At 65.8% G+C, this 24892-nt stretch carries 23 protein-coding genes and 1 tRNA gene; 10 read left to right on the top strand and 14 right to left on the bottom strand.

Annotated elements, in window-relative coordinates; genetic code table 11:
* Nucleotides 1–57 precede the first annotated feature (57 nt).
* Entirely contained in the window at nucleotides 58–1137 is a 1080-nt protein-coding gene (locus OHQ90_RS11285) for an amidohydrolase family protein (RefSeq protein WP_328409795.1), read from the bottom strand.
* Nucleotides 1138–1217: 80 nt separating this feature from the next.
* Here OHQ90_RS11285 and OHQ90_RS11290 point away from each other — a divergent pair, with 80 nt between their 5' ends.
* The gene (locus OHQ90_RS11290; RefSeq protein WP_328409797.1) at nucleotides 1218–2186 is read left to right on the top strand and encodes a DUF2157 domain-containing protein; all 969 of its coding nucleotides are present in this window, start codon (nucleotides 1218–1220) and stop codon (nucleotides 2184–2186) included.
* A gap of 285 nt (nucleotides 2187–2471) precedes the next feature.
* On the opposite strand, the gene OHQ90_RS11295 is transcribed toward OHQ90_RS11290, so the two are convergent.
* A complete protein-coding gene (locus OHQ90_RS11295; RefSeq protein ID WP_328409799.1) occupies nucleotides 2472–3098 on the bottom strand; it encodes a TetR/AcrR family transcriptional regulator in 627 nt (208 codons plus the stop codon).
* Nucleotides 3099–3208: 110 nt separating this feature from the next.
* On the opposite strand from OHQ90_RS11295, the gene OHQ90_RS11300 reads away from it, so the two are divergent.
* On the top strand, nucleotides 3209–3610 hold the full coding sequence (locus OHQ90_RS11300) for a Dabb family protein (RefSeq protein ID WP_328409801.1): 402 nt from the start codon (nucleotides 3209–3211) through the stop codon (nucleotides 3608–3610).
* Nucleotides 3611–3616: 6 nt separating this feature from the next.
* Here OHQ90_RS11300 and icmF read toward each other — a convergent pair whose 3' ends face one another.
* Nucleotides 3617–6835 carry a fused isobutyryl-CoA mutase/GTPase IcmF gene (gene icmF, locus OHQ90_RS11305; protein ID WP_328409803.1) on the bottom strand — a complete coding sequence of 1073 codons (3219 nt, stop codon included), beginning with the start codon at nucleotides 6833–6835 and terminating at the stop codon, nucleotides 3617–3619.
* A gap of 485 nt (nucleotides 6836–7320) precedes the next feature.
* On the opposite strand from icmF, the gene OHQ90_RS11310 reads away from it, so the two are divergent.
* From OHQ90_RS11310 to OHQ90_RS11330, 5 genes are read left to right on the top strand one after another with little or no spacing between them, the layout of a single operon-like run.
* Nucleotides 7321–8820 carry a CoA-acylating methylmalonate-semialdehyde dehydrogenase gene (locus OHQ90_RS11310; protein WP_328409805.1) on the top strand — a complete coding sequence of 500 codons (1500 nt, stop codon included), beginning with the start codon at nucleotides 7321–7323 and terminating at the stop codon, nucleotides 8818–8820.
* A 4-nt stretch (nucleotides 8821–8824) separates the two neighbouring features.
* On the top strand, nucleotides 8825–9964 hold the full coding sequence (locus tag OHQ90_RS11315; protein WP_328409807.1) for an acyl-CoA dehydrogenase family protein: 1140 nt from the start codon (nucleotides 8825–8827) through the stop codon (nucleotides 9962–9964).
* Nucleotides 9961–11034, top strand: a complete 1074-nt coding sequence (locus OHQ90_RS11320; RefSeq protein WP_328409809.1) for an enoyl-CoA hydratase/isomerase family protein — start codon at nucleotides 9961–9963, stop codon at nucleotides 11032–11034. The genes OHQ90_RS11315 and OHQ90_RS11320 overlap by 4 nt, the downstream gene beginning before the upstream one ends.
* Before the next feature lie 32 nt (nucleotides 11035–11066).
* Nucleotides 11067–11927 carry a 3-hydroxyisobutyrate dehydrogenase gene (mmsB, locus tag OHQ90_RS11325; protein WP_328412771.1) on the top strand — a complete coding sequence of 287 codons (861 nt, stop codon included), beginning with the start codon at nucleotides 11067–11069 and terminating at the stop codon, nucleotides 11925–11927.
* Nucleotides 11928–11973: 46 nt separating this feature from the next.
* A complete protein-coding gene (locus OHQ90_RS11330) occupies nucleotides 11974–12759 on the top strand; it encodes an enoyl-CoA hydratase (protein ID WP_328409811.1) in 786 nt (261 codons plus the stop codon).
* 53 nt (nucleotides 12760–12812) lie between these two features.
* On the opposite strand, the gene OHQ90_RS11335 is transcribed toward OHQ90_RS11330, so the two are convergent.
* The 3 genes from OHQ90_RS11335 to OHQ90_RS11345 all read right to left on the bottom strand — a co-directional run bounded on the left by OHQ90_RS11335 (nucleotide 12813) and on the right by OHQ90_RS11345 (nucleotide 14908).
* Nucleotides 12813–12965, bottom strand: coding sequence for a hypothetical protein (locus tag OHQ90_RS11335; RefSeq protein WP_328409813.1), 153 nt, complete (start codon nucleotides 12963–12965; stop codon nucleotides 12813–12815).
* A gap of 207 nt (nucleotides 12966–13172) precedes the next feature.
* Complete coding sequence (locus OHQ90_RS11340; protein WP_328409815.1) at nucleotides 13173–14240, bottom strand: Hsp70 family protein; 1068 nt, start codon at nucleotides 14238–14240, stop codon at nucleotides 13173–13175.
* A gap of 119 nt (nucleotides 14241–14359) precedes the next feature.
* A complete protein-coding gene (locus OHQ90_RS11345; protein WP_328409817.1) occupies nucleotides 14360–14908 on the bottom strand; it encodes a MarR family winged helix-turn-helix transcriptional regulator in 549 nt (182 codons plus the stop codon).
* 144 nt (nucleotides 14909–15052) lie between these two features.
* Between OHQ90_RS11345 and OHQ90_RS11350 the strand changes: the two genes are divergently transcribed.
* Nucleotides 15053–15124: transfer RNA gene (locus OHQ90_RS11350), tRNA-Cys, on the top strand.
* 72 nt (nucleotides 15125–15196) lie between these two features.
* Here OHQ90_RS11350 and OHQ90_RS11355 read toward each other — a convergent pair.
* From OHQ90_RS11355 to OHQ90_RS11380, 6 genes are all read right to left on the bottom strand, one after another.
* Nucleotides 15197–16255 carry an ABC transporter ATP-binding protein gene (locus tag OHQ90_RS11355; RefSeq protein WP_328409820.1) on the bottom strand — a complete coding sequence of 353 codons (1059 nt, stop codon included), beginning with the start codon at nucleotides 16253–16255 and terminating at the stop codon, nucleotides 15197–15199.
* On the bottom strand, nucleotides 16252–17805 hold the full coding sequence (locus OHQ90_RS11360; RefSeq protein WP_328409821.1) for an ABC transporter permease: 1554 nt from the start codon (nucleotides 17803–17805) through the stop codon (nucleotides 16252–16254). The genes OHQ90_RS11355 and OHQ90_RS11360 overlap by 4 nt, the downstream gene beginning before the upstream one ends.
* Before the next feature lie 2 nt (nucleotides 17806–17807).
* Entirely contained in the window at nucleotides 17808–18830 is a 1023-nt protein-coding gene (locus OHQ90_RS11365; protein ID WP_328409823.1) for an iron ABC transporter substrate-binding protein, read from the bottom strand.
* A 205-nt stretch (nucleotides 18831–19035) separates the two neighbouring features.
* The gene (locus OHQ90_RS11370; RefSeq protein ID WP_328409825.1) at nucleotides 19036–20451 is read right to left on the bottom strand and encodes a metallophosphoesterase; all 1416 of its coding nucleotides are present in this window, start codon (nucleotides 20449–20451) and stop codon (nucleotides 19036–19038) included.
* A 16-nt stretch (nucleotides 20452–20467) separates the two neighbouring features.
* A complete protein-coding gene (locus OHQ90_RS11375) occupies nucleotides 20468–21103 on the bottom strand; it encodes an Rv0361 family membrane protein (protein WP_328409827.1) in 636 nt (211 codons plus the stop codon).
* A gap of 115 nt (nucleotides 21104–21218) precedes the next feature.
* Nucleotides 21219–21722 (bottom strand): MarR family winged helix-turn-helix transcriptional regulator, encoded by a 504-nt coding sequence (locus OHQ90_RS11380; RefSeq protein ID WP_328409829.1) that lies wholly within the window; start codon nucleotides 21720–21722, stop codon nucleotides 21219–21221.
* A gap of 62 nt (nucleotides 21723–21784) precedes the next feature.
* Between OHQ90_RS11380 and OHQ90_RS11385 the strand changes: the two genes are divergently transcribed.
* Nucleotides 21785–23002: an amidohydrolase family protein gene (locus OHQ90_RS11385; protein ID WP_328409834.1), complete on the top strand. Its 1218-nt coding sequence runs from the start codon at nucleotides 21785–21787 to the stop codon at nucleotides 23000–23002.
* Between the two features lie 138 nt (nucleotides 23003–23140).
* Here OHQ90_RS11385 and OHQ90_RS11390 read toward each other — a convergent pair whose 3' ends face one another.
* Both OHQ90_RS11390 and OHQ90_RS11395 read right to left on the bottom strand, forming a co-directional pair.
* Nucleotides 23141–23599: an MmpS family transport accessory protein gene (locus OHQ90_RS11390; RefSeq protein ID WP_328409836.1), complete on the bottom strand. Its 459-nt coding sequence runs from the start codon at nucleotides 23597–23599 to the stop codon at nucleotides 23141–23143.
* 85 nt (nucleotides 23600–23684) lie between these two features.
* Nucleotides 23685–24377 (bottom strand): class I SAM-dependent methyltransferase, encoded by a 693-nt coding sequence (locus tag OHQ90_RS11395; protein ID WP_328409838.1) that lies wholly within the window; start codon nucleotides 24375–24377, stop codon nucleotides 23685–23687.
* Nucleotides 24378–24715: 338 nt separating this feature from the next.
* Between OHQ90_RS11395 and OHQ90_RS11400 the strand changes: the two genes are divergently transcribed.
* The gene (locus OHQ90_RS11400) at nucleotides 24716–24892 is read left to right on the top strand and encodes a helix-turn-helix domain-containing protein (RefSeq protein ID WP_328409840.1); all 177 of its coding nucleotides are present in this window, start codon (nucleotides 24716–24718) and stop codon (nucleotides 24890–24892) included.

Raw genomic sequence — 24892 nt, forward strand, 5'->3', positions numbered from 1 at the left:
AATCGGCCGTCACAAAGATCCTCGTGACAGCCGATTTCCTGTTTGGGTTGGGGGAACTCAGGTTGCGGTATCGATTCGGTACAGCTGTAGCGCGGTCGTTCGGAAGATCTGTTCGAGTTCGGGTCTGCCGCCGCCGTGGCCGGTGATCGCGGCGGCTATCACCTCCACACTGTTGCCGATACTTGTAATCGGTTTGTCTACTGGGAAATTGGAGCCCCACAGGAGTCGGTCGGCGCCGAAGACGTCGAGTGCGTGTTCGACGAGTGGGCCGATCCGGTCCAGGAGTGCGAGGACCGGTGTCGGGTGACCCCGACGGGGGACGGGATGGCCGAGAACGGGCATCATCAGGCCGCTGACCTTCGCGAACACGTTCGGATTCGCGGCAAGCGCGGTGAGATTGTCGCGCCAGCGGATGAACAGTTCGCGGCGCAGGCTCGGATTCGTGCCGGTGTGCTTGCCGACGGGGCCGAAAATGCCTGCGGGAGTGCCGAGATGGTTCAGCACGATGGGCACCTCGGGATATCGTGCGGCCAACGCGGTGACATCCGGCAGTGCGTGCGAATACACCCACGCCTCGAAGCAGAGACCGCGCTCTGCCAGCGCCGCGAAGCCGTCCAGGAATGCCTTCGTGGTGAGGGCGCCTTCGGTCCTGGTGAACGAGCGCACATCACGGTCGGGGTGGTGGGCGACCATGGCGCGAATGCCGCGCAGCAGGGGAGACGCTGCGCGATGCGCGTCGAGCAGCTCGGCGAAATTCGGTGCTGCGGGATTCGCGTGGCCGAGGATCGCGCCGAGCGCGGGATTTACGCCGCCGAACGGTAGCTCTGTGACCCAACGGGTTTCGTCGGCCGCGGCCAGCGGTCCCGCTCCCGACCACCCGACCTCGATGTGCACGATCGCCTCGACGGGAGTCGCCTCCGCATCCGCGCGATAGTCCGCCGGCAGGTAGGGATGCGCGAAAAATGTTGGATCACCGACGAATTCGCGGTCCCGCCGCGGCGCGAGCCGGATCGCGATCTCGATCGGCAGCGGCAAATACTTGAACAGCCGCGCCATCGCGCTGAAGTCTCGTGGCGTCGCCAGCGGATCCCACTGGTGGATGTGCGCATCGATGATGCGAATGCCTGTGAGGTCCATGGTGCCCGTCCCGTCGACGCCGACCGTCCGCTCCGGCGATTGTCACATGTCACCGCGGGAGCGGGGGCGATAATCACCGGGTGCAAGCAGAGCATCCGACGTCCGCCGCTTTGCAGCGGCTGGTCGACGAGGGGGTGTTGACCGCGGCCCAGCTCGAGGCGGTCGCAGCGGCGCTGGCTGCCGAGGAATCCGGCAATAGGCCGCCGCCGGGCAAGCTGCTCGCCGAGATCGCCGCCTATATCGGTGCCGGCTTGCTCTTCGGCGGCGGTGGGCTCGTGCTCGCCGGATCCTGGGAGGACATGGCGCGTGCCGCCCGGATTGTCACCTTCGCGGTGGTGACGATCGGGCTGACGGCCGGTGGGATCGCTGTGGCCGGTGGATTTTCTACACTTTTCCACCGCGCGGTCGACGGAAGTACCGCGCGGCTTCGGCTCGCGACAGTATTGTTCGCCCTTGCCGCGGGGGCAGTGACCGTGACCGTGGGCACCGCGATAGGTAACGGCGACAGCGCCGCCGGGTGGGTCGGTGCGACCGTCGCGGGGACACTGGCGGCCATCCTCGGCTACCTCGCGCTTCCTTCGCTGACCGGCTTGCTCACCTGCGCTGTTTTCAGTGCCTGCATGGTCCCTGCGGTGCTCGATGTGACCTTCGGCATCGACGAGCCGTGGATCGGCGTCGGCTTGTTCGGGCTCGGCGGAATCTGGTTCGCGCTCACCCGAATCGGCGCATTCGCCGAGCTCTGGGCCGGCTACTCGGTGGCGATCCTGATCTCGCTGCTCGGCGCTCAACTGACCGGGGACCACAATTTGACCCCGGCCTACTTACTCACCGCCGTGATGGCCGTCGCCTGCTTCACGCTCTATGCCGCGCAGCGCTCGGCCGTTCTGGTCATCGGTGGCGGCGCCGCGGTTGCCCTGGCCGCGGCGGAGGCGGTATGGCAGTGGACCGACGGAGCAGTCGGCGCGGCGGGTTCGGTATTGGCCGTCGGCGCAATAGTTCTCATCATCGGCGCGGTACTGCTCGCGCGCGCGTCGAAAACGTCCTCGTAGCCGTCGCTGCTCAGCGCGGTAGGTCGCCCGCGCAGTTCGCAGGTGGCCTCGGCTGCGGCGTGCTCATGTGCGGTGGTCGCTGAGCCGGCGTGGTTCGGTGGTTTCGGCTACGGCGCACTCAGCTAGCAGTGTGTTGCCGAGTTCGTGTCGTTCGGTGGTTTCGGCCACCGCGCACTCGGCCATTGTACGTCGCTGAGGTGGTGGGTTCCGTGGTTTCGGTTCAGTGTTGTCGGCTGTCGTAGGTCGTTGAAATGGTGTAGCGCAGTGGTTTCGGCTGCACCACACTCAGGTGCCGTAGGCAGCCGAGAAGGTGCGCACGGCGGCTTCGGCGACGGCGCGCAATTCGGTGTCCGGCACGACTCGGGCGCCGAGTTGCGAGCGCCGCTCCAGTGGGCCGGTGAGCAGTGCGAGCAGTTGTTCGGCGGCGACGGTGGGGTCGCACGGGCGCAGTCTGCCTGCCAACGCCAGTCGGGCCAGCCGGTCGGCCAGTGCCTCTGCGACGCCCTGTGCCGTGCGTTCCAGCACGGTTGTTGTCAGGTCGGGCAGATTGGCGTGCTGCGCGTAGGTGAGCCGTCGCAGGTCGCGGGCGCGCTCGCCCGCGCAAACCTCGAGCAGTCGATACGCGGTGTCGGTGAGGGCCGCGGGCAGGTCCTCGCCCGGATCGCGCAATCGTTCGACGATGGCGAGGATCTCGGCCGACACCGCGTCGGCCGCCGCGAGAATGGCGTGCCGAAAGAGCGTCTCCTTGTCGGTGAGGTGGTTGTACACCGTCGGTTTGGCGACGCCCGCCTCGTCGGCGATCTCCTGCACACAGGCCTTCTCGTACCCGCGCCGGGCGAAGACAGTGAATGCCACATTCAGGATGGCCTGCCGCTTGTCGATGCGGCCCCGCGCGGCCTTTGCTCCCGTCACTCCTGCATGGTAGCGCCCGCGCTCTCCCGAATGAACTCATAGGTTCAGACTTGTGCATCTACTAGTTCGTTTATTAATTTGAACTAGTCGGTTCAAGTGAGGAGATGGTCATGATCGTTCACCTGTTGCGTTTCGGATTCCGGGACGAGGCCACAGACGCGGATCGGGCAGCGGTGCTCGCCCTGATGAAGCGGACCGCCGCCGTGGAGTCGGTGTCGTTCTCGTCGGTGGGGCAGAACCTGGGGGATGGCGCCGACGGGTTCACCCATGCCTACTGCGTCGGCATCGAGGATCTCGACGCACTGGAGCGCTATATGCACGACCCGGTGCACCTCGACGGTGATCCGCAGATCATCCCGCACCTCGCGAAAATCGCGATCGGGCCGGATGTTTCGGATGACACGGATCCCGAACTGCGCGACAAGATCATGGCGCTGAACGCGGCGAAGGTCGCGAAGTATCCGGAATGGGCGCGACTCATGGAGTCGGTCCCCGAGGTGCGGATCTTCTGAACGGTCCTACACGTTGCGGCGGTATTGGCCGCCGACGGTGAAGAAGGTGTCGGTGATCTGCTGCAACGTGCAGACCCGGGCCGCGTCCATCAGGACCTCGAAGATGTTGTCATCGGTGCGGGCCACGGCGTCCAGGCGTGCAAGGGCGTCGTGGGCCTCGTCGCGATGACGCTGCTGGAATTCGCGGACCCGGTCGAGTTGCGACTTCTTCTCCGTTTCGGTGCCGCGGGCGAGCTCGAGTTCACGGTGCGGTTCGCCGTGCGGATTGCGGAAGGTGTTGACACCGACGATCGGCAGCGAGCCGTCGTGCTTACGGCGCTCGTAGAGCATGGATTCGTCTTGGATGCGGCCGCGCTGGTAGCCGGTCTCCATCGCGCCGAGCACGCCGCCGCGCTCGCTGATCCGCTCGAACTCGGTGAGCACCGCCTCCTCGACCAGGTCGGTGAGTTCATCGATGATGAAGCTGCCCTGCAGCGGGTTCTCGTTCATCGCGAGGCCCCACTCACGGTTGATGATCAGCTGGATGGCCAGCGCGCGACGCACCGATTCCTCGGTGGGGGTGGTGACCGCCTCGTCGTAGGCGTTGGTGTGCAGGCTGTTGCAGTTGTCGTAGATGGCGATGAGGGCCTGCAACGTGGTGCGAATGTCGTTGAAGTTCATCTCCTGCGCGTGCAATGAGCGGCCCGAGGTTTGAATGTGATATTTCAGCTTCTGTGAGCGGTCGTCGGCGCCGTACTTGTCGCGCATGGCCACGGCCCAGATGCGCCGTGCGACACGGCCGATCACCGAATACTCCGGGTCCATGCCATTGGAGAAGAAGAACGACAGGTTCGGCGCGAACTCATCTATCCGCATGCCGCGCGCGAGGTAGGCCTCCACATAGGTGAAGCCGTTGGCGAGGGTGAAGGCCAACTGGCTGATCGGGTTCGCACCCGCCTCGGCGATGTGATAGCCGGAGATCGAGACCGAGTAGAAGTTGCGAACTCCGTTGCGCACGAACCACTCCTGAATATCGGCCATCATGCGCAAGCTGAATTCGGTGGAGAAGATGCAGGTGTTCTGGCCCTGGTCTTCCTTGAGGATGTCGGCTTGCACCGTGCCGCGTACCGTGGCAAGGGTCCTCGCCCGGATATCGGCGGCCTCGTCGGCGGTGGGTCGGCGCCCCTCGGCAGCCGAGAACCGTGCCAGCGCTTGGTCGATGGCGGTGTTGAGGAAGTAGGCGAGGATGGTCGGCGCGGGTCCGTTGATGGTCATCGACACCGAGGTGGTCGGTGCGGTGAGATCGAATCCGTCGTAGAGGACCTGCATATCGTCGACCGAGGCGATCGACACCCCCGAGGTGCCGACCTTGCCGTAGACGTCGGGGCGTTCGTCGGGGTCGCGGCCGTAGAGGGTCACCGAGTCGAAGGCGGTGGAAAGCCGGGTCGCCTCGGCATGTTCGGAGAGCACCTTGAAGCGGCGGTTGGTGCGGAACGGATCGCCCTCGCCCGCGAACATGCGGGCCGGATCTTCGTTGTCGCGCTTGAACGGGAACACGCCCGCGGTGAACGGGAAGTGGCCGGGCAGGTTCTCCGAGCGCAGGAAGCGCAGCAGCTCACCGTGATCGGTGTAGCGCGGCAACGCGACCCGGGCAATGCTGCTACCCGACAATGATTCCCGACGCAATGGCGTCCGAATCTCTCGATCGCGCACCCGCACCACCTGCTCGGCGCCGCGGTAACTTTCGGCGACGGCGGGCCAGTCGGCGAGCAGAGCCGCGTTCTCGGTGGACAGTTCCGAACGGGCGTTGTCGAGCAATACGGCGACCGCTGTGTCGTCGGGGAGTTCCGCCAGCACCTGTTCGAAGCGCTGAACCCGTTGCGCGGCACGCACCTGCTGCTCGGTGTCGGCGTGATAAGCGCGTACTGTTTCGGCGATCTCGGCGAGGTAGCGCACCCGGGCCGGCGGGATGATCTGGGCGAAGCGGGTCGATGCGCGGGTCTCGACCCTGGGCAGCGTCCCGGGTTCCAGTCGCAGGCCGTGCTCGCCCAGTCGCGCGGTCAGGTGCTGGTACAGCGCGGTCACGCCGTCGTCGTTGAATGTCGCAGCGCTGGTGCCGAATACCGGCATATCGTCCGGGCTTGCCCCGAACGCCTCACGATTGCGCATCAGCTGGCGCGAGACATCGCGCAGTGCGTCGGCGCCGCCGCGGCGTTCGAACTTGTTGATCGCCACCACATCCGCGTAGTCCAGCATGTCGATCTTCTCCAGCTGGGAGGCGGCGCCGAATTCCGGTGTCATCACATACATCGACACGTCCACGTGGTCGACGATCGCGGCGTCGCCCTGGCCGATGCCCGGCGTCTCCAGAATCACCAGGTCGTATCCGGCGGCTCGGCAGGCCGCGATGATCACGTCGATATTCTGCGGCAGTTCGTGATTGCCGCGCGTGGCCAGTGACCGGAAGAAGATGTGGTCGCCGTCCAAGGCGTTCATCCGAATGCGGTCGCCCAGCAGTGCGCCGCCGCCGCGGCGTCGAGTCGGATCGACAGCGAGGATCGCGACACGAACCTTGTCCTGCTGATCCGAGCGCAGTCGGCGAACCAATTCATCTGTGAGAGAAGACTTTCCGGAGCCGCCCGTGCCGGTGATGCCCAGCACCGGTACGGCGCGAGCAGCCGCCGCCGTGGTCAGCGCGTCGCGTTCGGCAGGAGTGAGGCTGTCCTGTTGCAGGCAGGTGATGGCCCTGGCCAGCGCAGTGCGTTCGCCCGCGAGCACCGCATCGATCGAAGGCCGGTCGGTCGACAGATCGACGTCGCACTGTCGCACCAGTTCGTTGATCATGCCGGGTAGGCCGAGCCGCTGTCCGTCCTCGGGCGAGAAGATCGTCACGCCGGATTCGGCGAGCCGCGCGATCTCCTCGGGGACGATCACGCCGCCGCCACCGCCGAAGATTCGCACCTGCCCCGCCCCGGCCTCGCGTAGCGCGGTGGCCAGGTATTCGAAGTACTCGAGGTGCCCGCCCTGATACGAGCTGACCGCAACGCCCTGCACGTCTTCCTCGACGACCGCGGCGACGACCTCGTGCACCGCTCGGTTGTGGCCGAGATGGATCACCTCGGCGCCCTGTGATTGCAGGATGCGCCGCATGATGTTGATCGCCGCGTCGTGCCCGTCGAACAGGGCGGCGGACGTCACGAGTCGGACGGGGTTGGCGGGCGTGTGAAGCGCGCTGCTATCGGCCACGGTGGTCCTCCGTCGAGTCCTTTTGGCGCCCGATACTAGGACGTCAAACTAATCTTACGGTGATGGCAGTCACAACGCCATGCGGCTCGCATGGCGGCACGTGTGGCGGTTGCGTGGACGTTGCGCGGATGTTTGCGGTCGAAAGTGCTGCGGCAGCGGCTCATCCATCGGGGGCCGCCTCGCGTGATCCTGTCAGCCGGCGCTGTGGGTGGCCCCCATGTGCGGAACGGCGACTTTCGGCGCGGTGCGGTGCGGCGCGGGTGGTCGCACCGCCATCACTGCCCCGTACTGGAACCCTGGCCCAGCGCCCGCGGCACTCGCTTTGAACCCCTGGGCTGGCCCTTCTATGTCTGACCTGCGCTTTTGGAGAGTGGTATATCCCACATCCGCACCCTCGCCCTGGATTTACTTGGACATCCAACTATAGGATGACCTTAAATCTGGCGTGGATTCCACGCCGCCGCTGTCGACACCTGAGGACTGGCATGGTTCGCGAACTCACACACTTCATCGGCGGGCAGCACGTTGCCGGCACGTCCGGCAGGTTCGGCGATGTCTTCGATCCGAACATCGGGGCGGTGCAGGCGCGGGTGCCGCTGGCGAGCAAGTCGGAGGTCGAGGCGGTCATCGCCGACGCCGCCGAAGCGCAGCAGGTGTGGGCCGCGTTCAACCCGCAGAAGCGGGCGCGGGTGTTGATGAAGTTCCTGACCTTGGTGCAGGACGAGATGGATTCGCTGGCCGCGTTGCTGTCGAGCGAGCACGGCAAGACCATCCCGGACGCCAAGGGCGATATTCAGCGCGGCCTCGAGGTGATCGAATTCGCCACCGGCATCCCGCACCTGCTCAAGGGCGAGTACACCGAGGGCGCGGGCACCGGTATCGACGTCTACTCGATGCGGCAGCCGCTCGGTGTCGTCGCGGGCATCACCCCGTTCAACTTCCCGGCCATGATCCCGTTGTGGAAGGCCGGTCCGGCGCTGGCATGTGGGAACGCGTTCGTGCTCAAGCCTTCCGAGCGCGACCCCTCGGTGCCGCTGCGCTTGGCCGAGTTGTTCCTGGAGGCGGGTCTGCCTGCGGGTGTGTTCAATGTGGTCAACGGCGACAAGGAGGCCGTCGACGCACTGCTGCACGATCCGAGGATCAAGGCCGTCGGGTTCGTCGGTTCTACGCCGATCGCGCAGTACATCTACGAGACCGCGACTGCGAACGGCAAGCGCGCGCAGTGCTTCGGCGGCGCGAAGAACCACGCGATCGTGATGCCCGACGCTGACCTCGACGACGTCGCCGACCAATTGATCGGCGCCGGTTACGGTTCCGCGGGCGAGCGCTGCATGGCCATCTCGGTCGCGGTGCCGGTGGGCGAAGAGACCGCGGATCGCCTGGTCGCCAAGCTCACCGAGCGGGTGCACAAGCTCAATATCGGTCGCTCCGACGATCCCGGCGCCGACCTCGGTCCGCTGGTCGGCCAGGACGGCGTGAACCGGGTGAACAACTACGTCCAGATCGGCATCGACGAGGGCGCGGAACTGGTCGTCGACGGCCGCGGGCTGACTGTGGAAGGCGGGGAGAACGGCTACTTCGTCGGCGCCACCCTGTTCGACAAGGTCACCCCGGAGATGCGGATCTACAAAGAAGAGATCTTCGGTCCGGTGGTCAGCGTGGTGCGTGCCAAGGATTACGAAGAGGGCCTTCGCCTGGCCAACGAGCACGAATACGGCAATGGCGTAGCGATTTTCACCCGCGACGGCGACACCGCCCGCGATTTCGCCGCCCGCGTCCAGGTGGGCATGGTCGGCATCAATGTCCCGATCCCGGTCCCGATCGCCTACTACACCTTCGGCGGCTGGAAGCGTTCCGGCTTCGGCGACCTGAACCAGCACGGCCCCGATTCGATCCGCTTCTACACCAAGACAAAGACGGTGACGCAGCGTTGGCCTTCCGGACTAAAGGAGAGCAACGCCTTCGTCATCCCGACGATGGACTGAGGTCATGTTCGTACTCGACGACGACGAGAAGGCGATCTCCGAGACCGCCCGCTCCTTTGCCGACGAGCTACTCGCCCCGAATGCCCTCGAATGGGATGAGCAGAAACACTTCCCGGTCGATGTGGTGCGCAAGGCGGGCTCGCTGGGCATGGGCGGCATCTACGTGGGCGAGGATGTCGGCGGCTCCGGGCTGCGCAGGCTCGATGCCGTCCGCATCTTCGAGCAGCTCTCCACCGGCTGCCCGGCCATCGCCGCCTATATCTCCATCCACAACATGGTTTCGTGGATGATCGACAGTTACGGCAACGAGCAGCAGCGCCACCGCTGGCTGCCCCGGCTCACCTCGATGGAATGGCTCGGCAGCTATGCGCTGACCGAGCCCGGCGCCGGATCCGACGCGGCCGCCTTGAGTACCAAGGCCGTTCGCGACGGTGACGACTATCTGCTCACCGGGGTGAAGCAATTCATTTCCGGCGCGGGCAGCACCGACGTGTACGTCGTGATGGCGCGCACCGGCGATACGGGTGCGCGTGGCATCTCGGCGTTCATCGTCCCCGCGGACACGCCGGGAATCTCTTTCGGCGCCAACGAGAAGAAGATGGGCTGGCACGCACAGCCCACCCGTCAGGTGATCCTCGACGAGGTCAGGGTGCCGGCTGCGAATCGACTCGGCCTGGAGGGCAACGGTTTTCGGATTGCCATGAACGGGCTCAACGGCGGACGATTGAACATCGCCGCCTGCTCGCTCGGCGGAGGTCGCGCGGCACTGGACAAGGCGGTTGCCTACCTGGGCGAGCGCAAAGCCTTCGGCGCCCGACTGTTGGACAACACCGCTCTGCAATTCGAGCTGGCGGATATGCGCACCTCGTTGGAAGCGGCTCGCACGCTACTGTGGCGTGCCGCGGCGGCGTTGGATGCCGATTCCGACGACAAGGTCGAGTTGTGCGCCATGGCAAAGCGATTCGCGACCGACGCCGGTTTCGATGTCGCCAACAAAGCGCTTCAGCTGCACGGCGGCTACGGCTACCTGGCCGAATACGGCGTCGAGAAGATCGTCCGCGATCTGCGGGTGCATCAGATTCTCGAGGGCACGAACGAAATCATGCGGGTGGTTGTCGCCCGCTCGGTGGTAGGAGCGGCATGACCGAAACGGAACCCGACATCCTGATCGACAAGCGCGACGGCCTCGGCCTGATCACGCTGAACCGGCCCAGGGCCATCAATGCGCTGAATCACGAGATGGCGCTTGCCATGTCGCGCGCACTGCACGAGTGGGGCGAGGACGACGAGGTGCGCACCGTCGTCGTCACCGGCGCGGGGGAGCGCGGGCTGTGTGCGGGCGGCGACATCGTCGCCATTCACCACGACGCGAAGGCCGGCGGCGATGCCGCCACCAGCGCGACGGCCGCCTTCTGGCGCGACGAGTACATCCTCAACGCGCTGATCGGCCGCTACACCAAGCCCTACGTCGTTGTCATGGATGGCATTGTGATGGGCGGTGGTGTCGGTATTTCCGGCCACGGCAGCCATCGCATCGTCACCGAACGCTCCAAGATCGGCATGCCGGAGGTCGGCATCGGTTTCGTCCCCGACGTGGGCGGCACCTACCTCTTGGCTCGCACCCCCGGCGAGATCGGCACGCACGTCGCGCTGACCACCGCACGGATGAGTGCGGGCGACGCCATCGCCACCGGCTTCGCCGACTACTACGTGCTCTCGGAAAACATTCCGGCACTGCTGGAAACGCTGCGCTCGGAGACGGCCGAGATCGCGATCGCCAAGTTCGCCACGGACGCACCGGAATCCGAATTGGTCGCCCAGCGGGACTGGATCGATGCCTGCTACAGCGCGGACTCCGTCGAGGAGATCGTGGCCCGACTGCAGGCGAGTGATTCCCCTGCTGCGGTCAAGGCCGCTGCCGATGTGCTCGGCAAATCACCTGTCGCGCTGAAGGTTACGTTGCGCTCACTGCGTGCGGCCCGCGCCGCGTCGAGCCTGGAGGCGGTGCTGAACGAGGAGTACCGCGTTTCGGTCGCCTCGTTGGCCTCGCATGATCTGGTCGAGGGCATCCGTGCGCAGGTGATCGATAAGGACCGAAACCCGCAGTGGTCGCCCGCGACGCTCGCCGACGTCACGGCGGCGCAGGTCGACGCATACTTCGCCCAATTGGGCGAGTACGAACTGGGTGCGATGATTCCGGAGGGACAACAGTGAGTAAGAAGATCGGCTTCCTCGGCCTCGGCCACATGGGCGGACCCATGGCCGCCAACCTGGTGCGAGCGGGCTACGACGTCATCGCCTTCGACCCGGTCCCCGCCGCGCAGGAGCAGGCGCGTAAGGACGGCGCCACCGTGGTGGACACCGCCGCCACGGCGGCCGCCGACCGCGATGTCGTGATCACCATGCTGCCCAACGGCAAACTGGTCCTCGACGTCTACGCGGATCTGCTCCCCGCCGCCGCACCGGGCACGCTGTTCATCGACTCCTCGACCATCGATGTCGCCGACGCCAAGGCCGCGGCCGTGCTCGCCGTCGGCGCGGGTCATCGCGCACTGGACGCCCCGGTGTCCGGCGGTGTCGCAGGCGCTGCCGCCGGCACGCTGACCTTTATGGTCGGCGGCGGTGCCGCGGACTTCGCCGACGCACTGCCGGTGCTCGAGGTCATGGGCGGCAAGGTCGTGCACTGTGGTGGCCCCGGTGTCGGCCAGGCCGCGAAGATCTGCAACAACATGCTGCTCGGTATCTCGATGATCGGTTTGTCCGAGGCACTGGTGCTCGGTGAGAAGCTGGGCCTGAGCCACCAGTCGTTCTTCGATGTCGTCTCCACCGCGTCGGGCCAGAGTTGGGCGCTGACCAACTACTGTCCGGTCCCCGGTCCGGTGCCGACCAGCCCGGCCAACAACGACTACCAGCCCGGTTTCGCCACCGCGCTGATGACCAAGGACCTCGGTCTCGCCGCGAACGCCCTGCGCGACAACGGCATCGACGGCCGGCTCGGCATGCTCGCCGCCGAGATCTACACCCGGTTCAACCAGGCCGAGGCCGGAAAGGACTTCTCGGCTATCGTCACCGATATCCGTAACCGTTCCGACCAAGAGGGTGCCTGAAAAGATGGACGCATCGCGAAGCGATTCCGTGGGGGATGGGGGTCGGGTGACGGGAGGGCCAGACTTCGAGACGATTCTGCTGGAGCGCAAGGGCCGGGTCGGCTGGATCACGCTGAATCGCCCGAAGGCGCTCAATGCGCTGAATGCGCAGGTCCTCGACGATGTCATCGCCGCGCTCGACGAACTGGAGCACGACGACGCGATCGGCGCCATCGTCATCACCGGCTCGGAGCGTGCTTTCGCGGCGGGCGCCGACATCAAGGAGATGCAACCCAAGTCGTACATGGACATGTTCATGAACGACTATTTCGCGCGCTGGGATCGGCTTGCCGCATTCCGTAAGCCCACCATCGCCGCGGTCGCGGGGTACGCACTCGGTGGTGGCTGTGAGCTGGCCATGATCTGCGACATCCTGCTCGCCGCCGACAACGCCAAGTTCGGCCAGCCGGAGATCAAACTCGGTGTCATCCCTGGTATCGGCGGCTCGCAACGCCTGACTCGCGCCGTCGGCAAGGCCAAGGCCATGGACCTGGTGCTCACGGGCCGCAATATGGACGCCGAGGAAGCCGAGCGTGCCGGCCTGGTTTCCCGCATCGTGCCTGCCGCCGATCTGCTCGACACCGCACTCGAGGTCGCCGAGACCATCGCCTCGATGTCGCTGCCGGTCACCATGATCGCCAAGGAAGCCGTCAACCGCTCCTTCGAAACCACCCTCGCCGAGGGTCTGCGCTTCGAACGCCGAGTCTTCCACTCGCTCTTCGCGATCGAGGACCAGAAGGAAGGCATGTCCGCCTTCGTCGAGAAGCGCCCCGCGAAATTCACCAACCGCTGACCACAGCCGATGAGGGAGGCCCGGCCGAGCATTTCGGCCGGGCCTTGTGGTTTTCAGGCCCCGCGGAAAAGACCGCGACAGTTGGCGTCGGCGAAGGCTACCGGAGCTCGGCCGTCGACGGCGAGGCGGTAGAGCGCGGTTCGGTAAATACCGGAGACCGCGGTGACAACGGCGGCCGTCAGCAGCAGCCAGACGATGGCGACCACAGCATGGCGTACGCCATCCCTGTCGACACTGGAAACAGCGCCAACTCCTTGTGCGACTTCAACACGGTGGCAGAGGTCTTGAACATCTGCCGAGAATGCGCGAATCCCACCCACGACCCCCTCGGCTTCGGGTGCTGACGTGCTTATCGTAGCGAGGGTTCCCATGCGGTGCCGTGCCCGACTTCAGCCGTGCGGCGCGGCAGGCGCTCAGCCGAAAGGCGTTGCGGGGATACCGGCTACCTCCACCGAAGTCGGCGCGATCCCCCCACCGGGGGGCTGCGCCGGATTCTTGTCCATAGCAAGCAATCCGGCGATGGTTGCGCCGAGTGCCACGGTGACCGCTACGGCGGCGATGAGTTTTCTTCGGCCGACGGTGCGCGAGGTGAGGGTGGGCAAGGTTGCGCCGGTGCGGATTCGGGCCATGCGGACGTCGCCGGTGGGGCGTTCGGCGGCGAGCAGGACGGCGCCGCGGGCGGAGACGTATTCGGGTTCGGAGTCGTAGATGATCGGCAGGTCGGTCATTTCGCCGAGCGCCTCGCGGATGCTCGGGTTGCGGGTGCAGCCGCCGAGCAGGACCATCGCCTCGGGCTGCACGCCGGTTTCGTCGATGAGCTGACGGACGAACGACGCCGAATGATGGATGCTCGCCGCGCACAGTTGGGCGAGGTCGCTGCGGGTGACAACGGCTCGGCCGCCGGTGGTGGGGTCCATCGCTGTCACCACCCTGGCGCTGCTCAGGGCTTCGCGGTGTCTGCGGCTTGTCAGTTTGTCGGTGAGCACGCTGCCCCTGGCCAGTTGCCAGCGCAGCAGTGCGTCGTAGCCGTCGCCGCCGAGCACGGTGCTGCGTTTGCTGGACAGGATGGTTTCGGTCCGGCAGTCGGCGTGCGTGATGGTCAGGCCGGAGCTGCCGAGGTCGTAGAGGATCACCGAGCCGGTGTCGGGGAGCAAGCCGGTGAAGCGTAGATACCGCAGCTGGGCGAGTGGTTCGTCGACGATGGTGAGCCGGCTGCGGCCCGCCGCGGCCCGGATGGACTCAATGTGCAGTGGGCAGCGGCAGGTTACCGCGGTTCCGGTGATCAGCTCGTCGCGGCGCTCGGCGGATCCGCGCATCTGACGAATCGCCTCGAAAACAGGCTCGTCGACGCCGCCGCCCGCGCGTCGCGGCACCTGGCAGCGATCGATCGGGGGGAGGTGCGGCTGATCGGAATGTGTCAGCATCGCGCGCGCGCCTCCAGTACCCGCCGATACCCCCAAGACCAGCACCATGGACTCCATGGTGAACCTTTTCCGCGCCGCTGCCAAGACGACAGGGCTGGGAATTCGCTAGTTGGATGCCGGACCGTTACAGGGCGGTCGTTCAGTTCGGGTAGTACCAACCAGTTCTCGTGCGGAAGTCAGCGATCGGTCGCAGTCCAACGAGCCGGTTCGTCTTCGGTGTCGAAGTCGCCTGCGGCATGCCGGAATTCTGCGAGCAACTGCAATAACGTGTGCAGCCGATCCGGCTCCAGCCCGGGTACCGCGAACACCTTCGCATTGAGCTCCTCGGTCGCTTCGGCGACCAATTCCCTACCGGCATCGGTGATTTCGATCAATGTTGCCCGCCGATCGCTGGGATGCGGCACTCGCTCGACGAGCCGCGCGGCTTCTAGTCGGTCGACGGTATTCGTCACGCTTGTCGGGTGCACTTGAAGTCGGGCGCTCGCCTTGGTCATCGGCAGCGCGCCGGTCTTGCTGAAGTTCAACAGCATCAGAAGTTCGTAGCGCGAGAAGGTCAGACCGGTCGGTTTCAGAGCCTCGTCGACTCGGGCCATGACGATTTGCTGGGCTCGCACCAGAGAGGTTACGGCGGCCATTCCGTCGGCGACATCACCCCAGCCGTGGTCGACCCACTGGCGATGGGCCTCCTCGATCGGGTCCAGTGGGAGAGGGCGTGGCCGAGACATGACCTCGATCATTCCATGCGCACGGCCACCATTCCGCCATCCCGCCACATCCGGCCCGGCTCGGCGAACGCGCGAACCCACTTCGAATCAGAGTGAGCGCAAGGGTGGGCGCGCTCGGCTCGAAACGGCACTATTCAATGCGAGGCGGGCGTGGCTGAGTGGTTGAGGCAACGGTCTGCAAAGCCGTTTACGCGGGTTCAATTCCCGCCGCTCGCTCTATGCGGTCAAGTGTGCCGCCTGGGTGCTCGGCTCGGTGAACACCATCACCGAGCCGAGCAACCTGCTGGTTCAGGATTCGTGTACTACTTCGTAGGCGACTGCGGCGCCGAGCACGTCCAGGCGCACGCGCTGGCCGGTGATCGGGGCCGCGGCGCTGGCGCGGCGCACGCGCACCGGGTCGGTGTTGCCGTTCAAGGCGATGGTCAGCATGACATCGGCGCCGCGGAATTCCACCTCGTGCACCACGCCGCTGCACTGTTCGGCATCCGAAACCACATCGGCCACCAGCTGTTCCGGGCGGATCATGATGGTCACCGGGCCGGAAGGCGCCGCCTTCTGCACCGGAATTCGCCCGAGTGCGCACTTGGCGACATCCGCGTCGACGATCGCGTCGAGCAGTACGCAGTCACCGAGAAAGCGGGCGGTGAACAGATCGGTGGGCGCGGCGTAGACCTGTTCGGGCGCACCGACCTGGGTGAACCGGCCCTGCCGCATGACCGCGACCTGCTCGGCGAAGCAGAGCGCCTCTTCCTGGTCGTGGGTGACCAGGATGCTCGTCATGCCTGCCGCGCGCAGCGTCTCGGCCACAGCCTGCCTGGTGGTGGTGCGCAGGCCCGCATCCAAGGCGCTGAACGGTTCGTCGAGCAGCATCACGTCGGGTTTGCGTGCCAGTGCGCGGGCCAGCGCGACGCGCTGCTGCTGCCCGCCGGAGAGTTGGTGCGGGCGCCGATCGGCGTAGGAGGGGTCCAGCGACACCATCTCCAGCAGTTCGCCTACCCGGTGCTTGCCGCTGCGCATTCCGCAGAATCCGCTGCGCAGACCGTAGGCGATGTTCTGGCCGACGGTCAGATGCGGGAACAGCGCGCCATCCTGCGCGACGTAGCCGATGTTGCGTCGCTGCGGCGGCACCGAGAATCTATCCCGGACAACGGTTTCCGTGCCGATGGACACCGATCCGGCATCCGGCGACTCGAAGCCTGCGATCACCCGGAGCAGGGTCGTCTTGCCGCAGCCGGACGAGCCGACCACCGCAGTGGAACTCCCATCGGGAACCTCCAGGGTGATCCCGCCGAGAACCTGGGTGTGCCCGAACGTCTTCGCGACGTCGGCCACGACAAGTCGGCTCATACTCCCGCCGCCTTCCTGGATTGGGTGAACAGCAGATACGTCACCGGCACCGCCGCGACGATCATGATCAGCGCGTAGGGTGCCGCGGCCGCGTAGTCCAATTCGCCCGACAGTGACCAGAAGCGCATGGCCAGCGTGCGAGTTCCGCTGGGCGCCAAGAGCAATGTCGCGGTGAGTTCGGTCGCGACGGCAACGAACACCAGCGCGCCCGCGGACGCCGCGGCGGGTGCGGTGAGCCGCAACGTCACTCGCAGGAAGGTGGCCACACCGGACTGCCCGAGCGAGCGCGACACTTCCTCCAACCCGATCGGCACCTGCGCCAGCCCGGCTCGCACGCTGACCAGCGCCCGAGGCAGGAACATCAGCACATATGCGGCCACCACCATGGTCACCGTCTGGTAGAGCGGCGGTGCCCACCGGATGGTGACCGTTACCATCGCCAGGGCGATAACGATGCCGGGCAGCGAGCTGGTGATGTAGTTTGCGCCCTCCACAATTCGGGCGAACGTCGAGGTGGAGCGCACCGCGATCCAGGCCACCGGGAACGCGCAGAGAGTGGTGATCAGGGCGGCCATGGCGGCCAGCGCTACGGTCTGCCCGAGCGCTTGGCCGATCTCGCCGAGATCCCACACCTTCGCACCGCCCGACCGCAGCCAGCGCACGATCGTCCACAGCGGCACCCCGAGCGCGCCGGCGGTCACCGCTGTCAGTGCGACGAGCACCGGAATTGCGCCGAGGCCGAGTCGAACCCGCGTCGCGGCGCGCGGCGCGCCGCTGCCGATCCGCGCGTAGCGCGCACTACCGCGGGCCGCCGCCTCGCCGGCGAGCAACACCAGGCAGCACAGCACGAGCACACCGGCAAGCATGCTGCCTGCGGGACCGGCGAAACTGGATTGATACTGCTCGAAAATTGCGGTGGTGAAGGTGTCGAATCTGACCATCACGAACGCGCCGTATTCGGCGAGCAGGTGCAGCGAAATCAGCAGCCCGCCACCGAGAATCGCCAACCGCAATTGTGGAAGCACAATGCGCAGGAAAACCGCGACCGGTCCGGAACCCAGGGCACGCGCGGATTCCTCCACCGAGGGGTCGAGGCGACGCAGTGTCGCCGCCGCGGGCAGGTAGACCAGCGGAAAGTAGGACATGGTCGAGATGACGACACCGGCCGACAGTCCGTGCATCGTCGGGAAAGCACTCACCCAGCCGTAGCTGTTCACGAAGGCGGGCACGGCGAGCGGAGCTGCGAATACCGGACCCCACCAGGCCGCGCCGGGAACCGCCGTGCGCTCGACCACCCAGGCGAGTCCGACCCCGAGCACCACGCAGATCGGCACGGTGAGCACCACCAGTCCGGCCGTATTGCGCAGCAGTTCACCGACTCTGGGCCGGAACACCAGATCTGCAGCCTGATCGAGACCGGTGGAGAAGATCGTGGACACGATGTAGCCCAGCGGTACGAACGTCGCCGCGACAAGCAACACGGCGACGGTCGTGACGAGAGGCCCGGGTCTACCGACCCGGGAGGAAACGACGGCGGTCCGAACGGCCACGGTTAGAGCAGACCTGCCTCGGTCATCAGCGCGGTCACCTTTTTGGCGTCGAGCTTGCTGGGATCGACGGACGGCGCCTGCAGATCGGCGAGCGGCGGCAACGCCGGGTTGGCCGCGACGGCACTGGCCACCGGGTACTCCATGGAGTTGCCGTCGCGCAGGATCTCCTGCCCTGCCTCGGCGGTGATGAACGCCAAAAACTTCTGCGCCGATTCCTGCTTCTTGCTCGACTTCAGCACGCCGCCGCCGGACACGCTGACGAAGGCGCCGGGGTCCTGGTTCTTGAAGTAGTGCAGCGCGGTGTCGGCGCTGCTCTCCTTGGTGTTGGCCTGGTCGCGGTACCAGTAGTAGTGGTAGATCACGCCACCGTCGGGCCGGCCGGAATTGACGGCCTTCATGGTGGCGACGTTGTTCGGGAATGCGGTGGCGTTCTCCTTCATGCCCTTCAGCCAGGCGCGTGTGGTGTCCTCGCCCTTCAGTGCGAGCAGGCCGGCAACGATGGCCTGGAAGTCGGCGCCGGAGACACCAGCGCCCCAGCGGTCCTTCCACTGCGGCTGCGCGAGGTCCAGCAGCGACGCGGGCAGCTGATCGGCGGCAATCTTGTTCTTGTTGTAGACGAAAACCGTTGAGCGGGCGGCGATTCCGGTCCACTTGCCAGTGGAGGGGCGGAACTGCGCAGGCACCTGATCGAGAGTCTGCTTGTCGACGTCGGCGAACAGGCCCGCGTTCTCGACCAGCGCCATGGCGGGGGAGTTCTCGGTCAGGAAGACATCGGCGGGGGAGGCGGCGCCTTCGGCGACGAGCTGGTTGCCCAGCGCCGTGTCGCCACCTTGACGCAAGGTGACCTTGATGCCGGTCTGCTTGGTGAACGCATCCACCCACTCTTTGGTGAGCGATTCGTGCTGTGCGTTGTAGACCGTGATTTCGTTGGTGTCGTCCGAGGAATTGGAGCAGGCTGTCATGCCTAGTGCCGCGACCGCGACCGCGACCGTCGCGGAAACCGATTTCCATCTGACCGACACCATTATCTGTCCTTCCGACGCGTACTAGGCCCGCCTACCTATGATGAGGCTTACCTAAGCAACATACCGCGTTCGACGTGCGCGGATCGTATCGGTCCTGCTGTGGCTGCACCGTGCGACGGCCGCCGGTGACTGCCTGCAGGTCGGGCGAACAACACCGCCTACGACGGCTTGCAGGTCACTCGAGCAACGCCCTTATTCCGGGCTGTTATCCGAGTCCCGAGAAATCACGCAGCACAACGTGATTGCGATCGGCACACGTGCCGAGCGTGTAATCCGGCAGCAGGCCGAAGTATTCGGCTCTGGTCGGCGCGCTCCATTGCTTGGCCGCGGGTGTGCGGGTTTTGTAGAAATTCACCATGTACCCGCCCTCGTAGAGTCGCAGCAGGCTGTAGCCGCCCGGATATTCCTTCACCGCGGCCACTTCCAGGAATTCGACCGCGCACGTCGCATCCGGGCGGGTGCGTCTGTTGCGGTGAGTGTGGCCGCTGTGCTGCAGAAACACGCCGGGAGCCCGCTCGTAGAGTGACTGCAGTTCGGCGCTGTCGGGGCGGTTCAGCACGAAACCGGGTCCTGCGGTGTTGGTGAGTCCGGACTCGATGGTCACCGGATGGTGGCCGAACACCAGCGTCGGACGGTCCGGGTCGGCGCGCAGCAGCCCGGCAAGGTGCTCGAATTGCGGGCGTTCGATGCTGCCGCCCGCGCCGTCGAGCTCGCTGGTGTCCAGGCCGATCACCCGCAGCCCGCCGACCTCGTGCTCGATCAGCTGCTGGCGTGGGGTGAATTCTTCGCCCCAGCAGTCGTGATGGTCGGCGGCCGCGGGTGTGCAGGATTGATAGTCCGCGCCGAGATGAGGCCGGTCGTGGTTGCCGCGCGCGACGAGGTAGTCACGCCCCAGCGTGCCCCACCGATCCAGGCGGGCACGTACGGCGCGGGACTCCACAGCCGTCGCCTCGCTGGTGAGGTCGCCCGCGATGATCAGCCGGTCGGCGTCGCGGTCAGGACGGCGCAAGTCGTCGAGCAATGCCGCGAGCATCACCTCCGGATACGGCGGCAGGTCGGGCTCCTGCCGGAATCCGGGCGGCAGGTCGCCGATGACGAGACCGCTGACCTGCTCGCCGTAGTGCACGTCGTTGGCCAGCGCGAGGGTGTGCAGCGGGCGGCCCGGTGGCGGCACCAATGTGGTGAATTCGCTGGTGGATTCGGGACTGCCAGGGGTCAGCGTGGTCAACGAGAGTGCGGGGCTCGCGTGCACGCCGTTCGACACCGCCTCGAATCGATAGCGTCGACCGGGTTCGAGGTCGTTGATTTCCGCGTAGTGGAACGGGGTGGGGTCGGCGTCGGCGTAGACCGGTGTCACGGCGCGTGGTGAGTCGGCGGGGACGAGGCGGACTTCGGTGTCGGAGTTCGCAGGCACCAGCCGTCCCGAGGGATCCGGCGTCACCGTGGTCCACGTCAGGATTACCGATCGATCGGTGATCGTGACTACTTCCAGGTCGGTGGCGACCAGCAAATTCGGCTGTGCCCGAGCCGAACTCGACCGGATCGTGCCTGTGATGGGCAGTAGCGTGGCGAGGCCGATGGCGGCGAGCAGGTTTCGGCGCGAGGGGCCGCGGCAACTCATAAACGACTGTGCGCGTTCAGTTCTTGCCCGCTTCCGCCGAACAGACCCGCCACTTCCCGTTTTCCTTCCGTAAATGTTCGTTGGTGCTGTCATCGGTGTTGGGCGTCTCGCCAGGGAGCGTGAGCGTGAGGTGTCCGACGATGTGCGCGGTCGCCGTGTCTCCGGTGACCACAATGTCCTCGATTCTATTGATGGTCACCGACACCTGAGCCGCATCGAAGGCCTGCTTCTGCTCCTGGCTCAGCGAGTCGAAATCGGCCCGATCCGACGCGCACGCCTTCGCGGCCGCCGCTCGGAAGCCGTCTTTGCCGAGGGCGTCATAGAACTCGTGGATAGCCGCCTCGATCTTCTTCTCGTCGGAGGCGAGCGGTGTCTTGCCCTGAACCGTCAGCACCACACCCGCGGCAACCCCGCCTGCGATGATCAACACCAGCACCAGCAAACCTATGAACAGCCCCGTCCGCTTCTTCTTCGGCGGTGGTGGATACCCCTGCGGCGGATATCCGGGCGGCGGGTAGCCCATGCCGCCCTGCGGCGGGTACCCGTAGGGCTGCGGCGGCGGGTACGACCCCTGTTGTGGATACCCGTGCTGACCTGGCTGTTCCGGGTACTGCGATCCGTACGGGGGCTGCCCGCTCGGCGGATATGTCATCGTCCCATCCCTCCGCTCACCCCCGGTTTGCCACGAAGATTACGGCACTGTGCGGGCTGGCGAACGGAACCGGGACAACGCTGGCGATGACGGCCCGAGGGCGGGCCGGTGCTGGTCAGCGGGAGCGTCGTCGGCCGACAATTGCGTTGATGTCGCGTAGCGCGTCGGCGGCTCGGCGTACCACGTCGTCGGGTACGCCGCCCATCACCTGCTGGTGCACGCGGCCCGCGGTCGCCACCGCGGCCTCGGCGACGCGCAGGCCCTCGGGCGTCAGCTGGACCCATCGGCTGCGTCCATCACCCGGGTTGTCGGCGCGTTCGATGCGGCCTGCGGAGGTGAGACGGTGCAACACGTTGCTGGTGCCGCCCGAGGTCAGAAACAGTGCGCGACTGAGCTCGCTCGGCTTGAGTCGATGTGGGGCGCCCGCGCGCAATAGTGCTGCCAGCACATCGAATTCGGCATAGGTGAGTTCGAATTCGGCAATCTCCGTCCGGATCGCCTGCTGCATCACCCCGTCGAGTCGCGAGATCCGCTTGCTCAGCTCCAGCGTCGCGATCAACGAGTCGGACAGGCCGTTGGCCTGCCATCCCGGCACCAGTTCGTCGACGTCATCCTGCACAGCGGGGAGTCTACTAGCTTTCACTATTGCTTTCTGAAAAGCTTTTAATCTAGCCTTGGGACATGAGTTCGACACTTCTTCTTCGCGGCGGCATCGTGCTGGACACCGAGCCACAGTCGCGGGTCACCGAGCACACCGACGTCTTGATCGAGAACGGTCGAATCGCCGCTCTCGGAACGGGATTGAGCGCACCCGAGGTGCTCGACGTCAGTGGTCACATCGTGATGCCGGGATTCGTCGACACTCATCGGCACACCTGGCAGGCCGCCATCGGCGCGACCATGGCCGACGCCACCCTCGGCGACTATCTCGCGAGTGTCCTCGGTGGTTACGCACCACGCTATCGACCTGCCGACGTTCGCATCGGCAACCTCGCAGGAGCATTGGACGCGCTGGGTTCCGGTACGACCACGCTGCTCGACTGGTCCCAGCTCAATGCCACTCCGGACCACACCGACGCCGCGATCCAGGGACTCTGCGAGTCGGGCATCCGTGGCGTATTCGCCTATGGCGGTGCCGCTCCCGCGTCGGTCACGCCTCGGCTGACGTTCGCCTACGCCGCGATGGGGCCCGAAATCGCCGGAGCGGACGAGGGGGTTCGAGAGTGGCGCGAAGCCAGAGAGCTCGGACTACCGATCACCGTGCACATGGGCGGCAATGGAAGAGAAAGCGCGGCAATGGGATTGGCCGTGCTGGCGGCGAACGACCTGCTCGGGCCGCGAACCACCTATATCCACCCCAACTATTTCTCCGACGACGAACTGCGGCGGATAGCCGACACCGGCGGCACTGCGTCGATCGCACCGATCAGCGAGGCCGGCCTGCACATCGGCTACCCCGCAACCGGTCGCCTGCGCGCGGCCGGTATTCCAACCTCGCTCAGCACCGACTCCGTCACCAGCGGCCCTGGCGACATGTTCAGCGTGATGCGGGCCGCCTACTTACTCGAAAGAGCACGTCCAGGACTGGAATTCACCACTCGCGACGTGCTGCGCATGGCCACCCTCGAAGGCGCGCAGGTACTCGGCCTCGGCGATGTCACGGGCTCGCTGCGCCCAGGCAAACAAGCAGACCTCCTCGTGCTGCGCACCGACAGCCTCGGCATGAGCGCCCTACTCGACCCGATCGCCGCGGTTGTCCTTGCTGCCGGACCTGCCGATATCGACACTGTGTTGGTCGGCGGCGAGATCGTCAAACACGGTGGGCGACTTGTCCGTCACCGAATCGATGCGGTGCGGGCCGAGCTATTGGTGTCGGCCCGCCACGTGGCGACGGTTTGAATTGTCATCGTGGCTTCAACAGGCCGGCCAGATCACGGCTCGAGATAGAGCTGTTCACACGGCAGCCGAGCCAGGCCGTCGGTGTCGTCGGCCACTATGGAGACCCTGTCCAGGGCTCTCGAGCTCGAGGTTACGCGCTCAGATGGTGCTGCCCGAGCAGTTCACCGCGGCGTCCTTGCCGGTAGCGGTTTTCTCGTCCGTCACCGTGCCATCGACGATGGCCCGGCACGTTACGGATGTTCCGTTGGTCTGCGCGCCGACGCCGACAATCACGATCCCCAAGTTGTTCGTGACCGATTTCGACCACGGTGCCGCCACTTCGGCTTCCCGCTGTAACTCGGAGTTGTGGTCGAAGTAGGTGACCGAATTCAGTGTCGGTGCATCGGAGACGATCTCGTACACAAGCGTTATCCCAGTCTGCGGTGCCGCAATCACCGGCGGGATCGTGACATCTGGGATCTGTACAGGGCCGGGCACCGACGCCAACAATGTCGCTGCCGCCTGGATGGAGGAGTTTGCGGCGTCGACGGCTTCGCTGATCTCCTTGCCCGCGGTACCGATGATCGCGACGCAGCCACCGAACACCAAAACGACCACCCCGAGCAGCACCCACGTGCGGGCCAGTCGGCTCCAGCGGCCGGCCCGGCCGACCTGGGATCTGTTGATCTCGGCGCAGCATCCGCTATCCGATGACCCGGATGATCTCGTCGTCGAATACTTCTTGCGTGTCGAAGGACACTCCGGAGTCGAGGAGCCAGGTGTGAAGTGCGGATCGCCAGGGCCGCGGGTCGCCCCACGTTCCGTAGAGCTTCCACGGCGAGAGGGCGACGATTCGCAGACCGTCTCGGGCGGCGGTCCACGCCGCAGCCGCGACGCCGGGTGTGTGTTCGGACCGATAGTCGTCCAGCACGGCAATACCGTTGCCCACCAGTATATTTCGCGCTGTTTCGATATCGTCCCGCACAGTTCGATAGAGGTGGGATCCGTCGATATGCACGAAACGGTAGCGGCGCTGCGCCAAGATCGGGCGGGCTGCGGAGCTGTCCATTCGCAGGATTCGCGGTGGTGACGAATGGAACCGCGCATAGTTGGCTCGGAATGCCGATTCGGTCAGATCGCCGTAATCGCGGCGGTTCTCGGTGAAATTGGCCAGGTTGGGCGCGGGGTCCTCGAACAGATCGACGACCGTGAGCTCTTCCCCGCTACGCCGGTATTCGCCGATGAGGACCGAGGATTTGCCGAAGCAGCAGCCGATTTCGGCGAGATCGGCAACCCCGCATCTACGCTCCGAGAGCTCGAGGAAGAACCGGAACAGCATCGGATCGGGGGGATAAAACCATCCGGGTATCCGGTCGAGATCAGCGTCCGTGATCATCCGCACCTCCTGCGAACGCAGGCTCCTGCAGATATCGGGCATCGATTCCTTCGAATGCCGGCACGGGGTAACCGAGGGTAGAGGGTCGCACTGTCCACGGGCAGATTGAACCATGATCGACCCGGACGCGCTGTCCGGAAGTGTTCGCCTCACGATCGAGTCGAGCGTAACGGCGATCTGAGCGGCGCAGCGTCATGCCACCGCGAAAGTCACGGCCGCTGCCCTACTGAACGAACGGCATGGCGGGCGGAGTACACCCGGGCCCGGTCGGCTGCCGCTCCACCTGGTGCGCAAGAACTTTCGGCAACTTGGCAAGCGGCATAAGAAGGCATGGGGACATGGCCGGACTCTTGACCGAGGAAGAAGCTCGGGAGTTGATTCCGGTCGGGCACAGCAAGTATTACGAGCTGATCGGGACGGGGGAGCTGCGGTCGGTGAAGATCGGTCGGCGGCGGTTCGTGAGCGAACAGGCGGTAGCGGATTACATCGCCGGTCTCGATCAGGTGGCGGCATGA

Source organism: Nocardia sp. NBC_00403, assembly GCF_036046055.1.
Lineage (GTDB): Bacteria > Actinomycetota > Actinomycetes > Mycobacteriales > Mycobacteriaceae > Nocardia.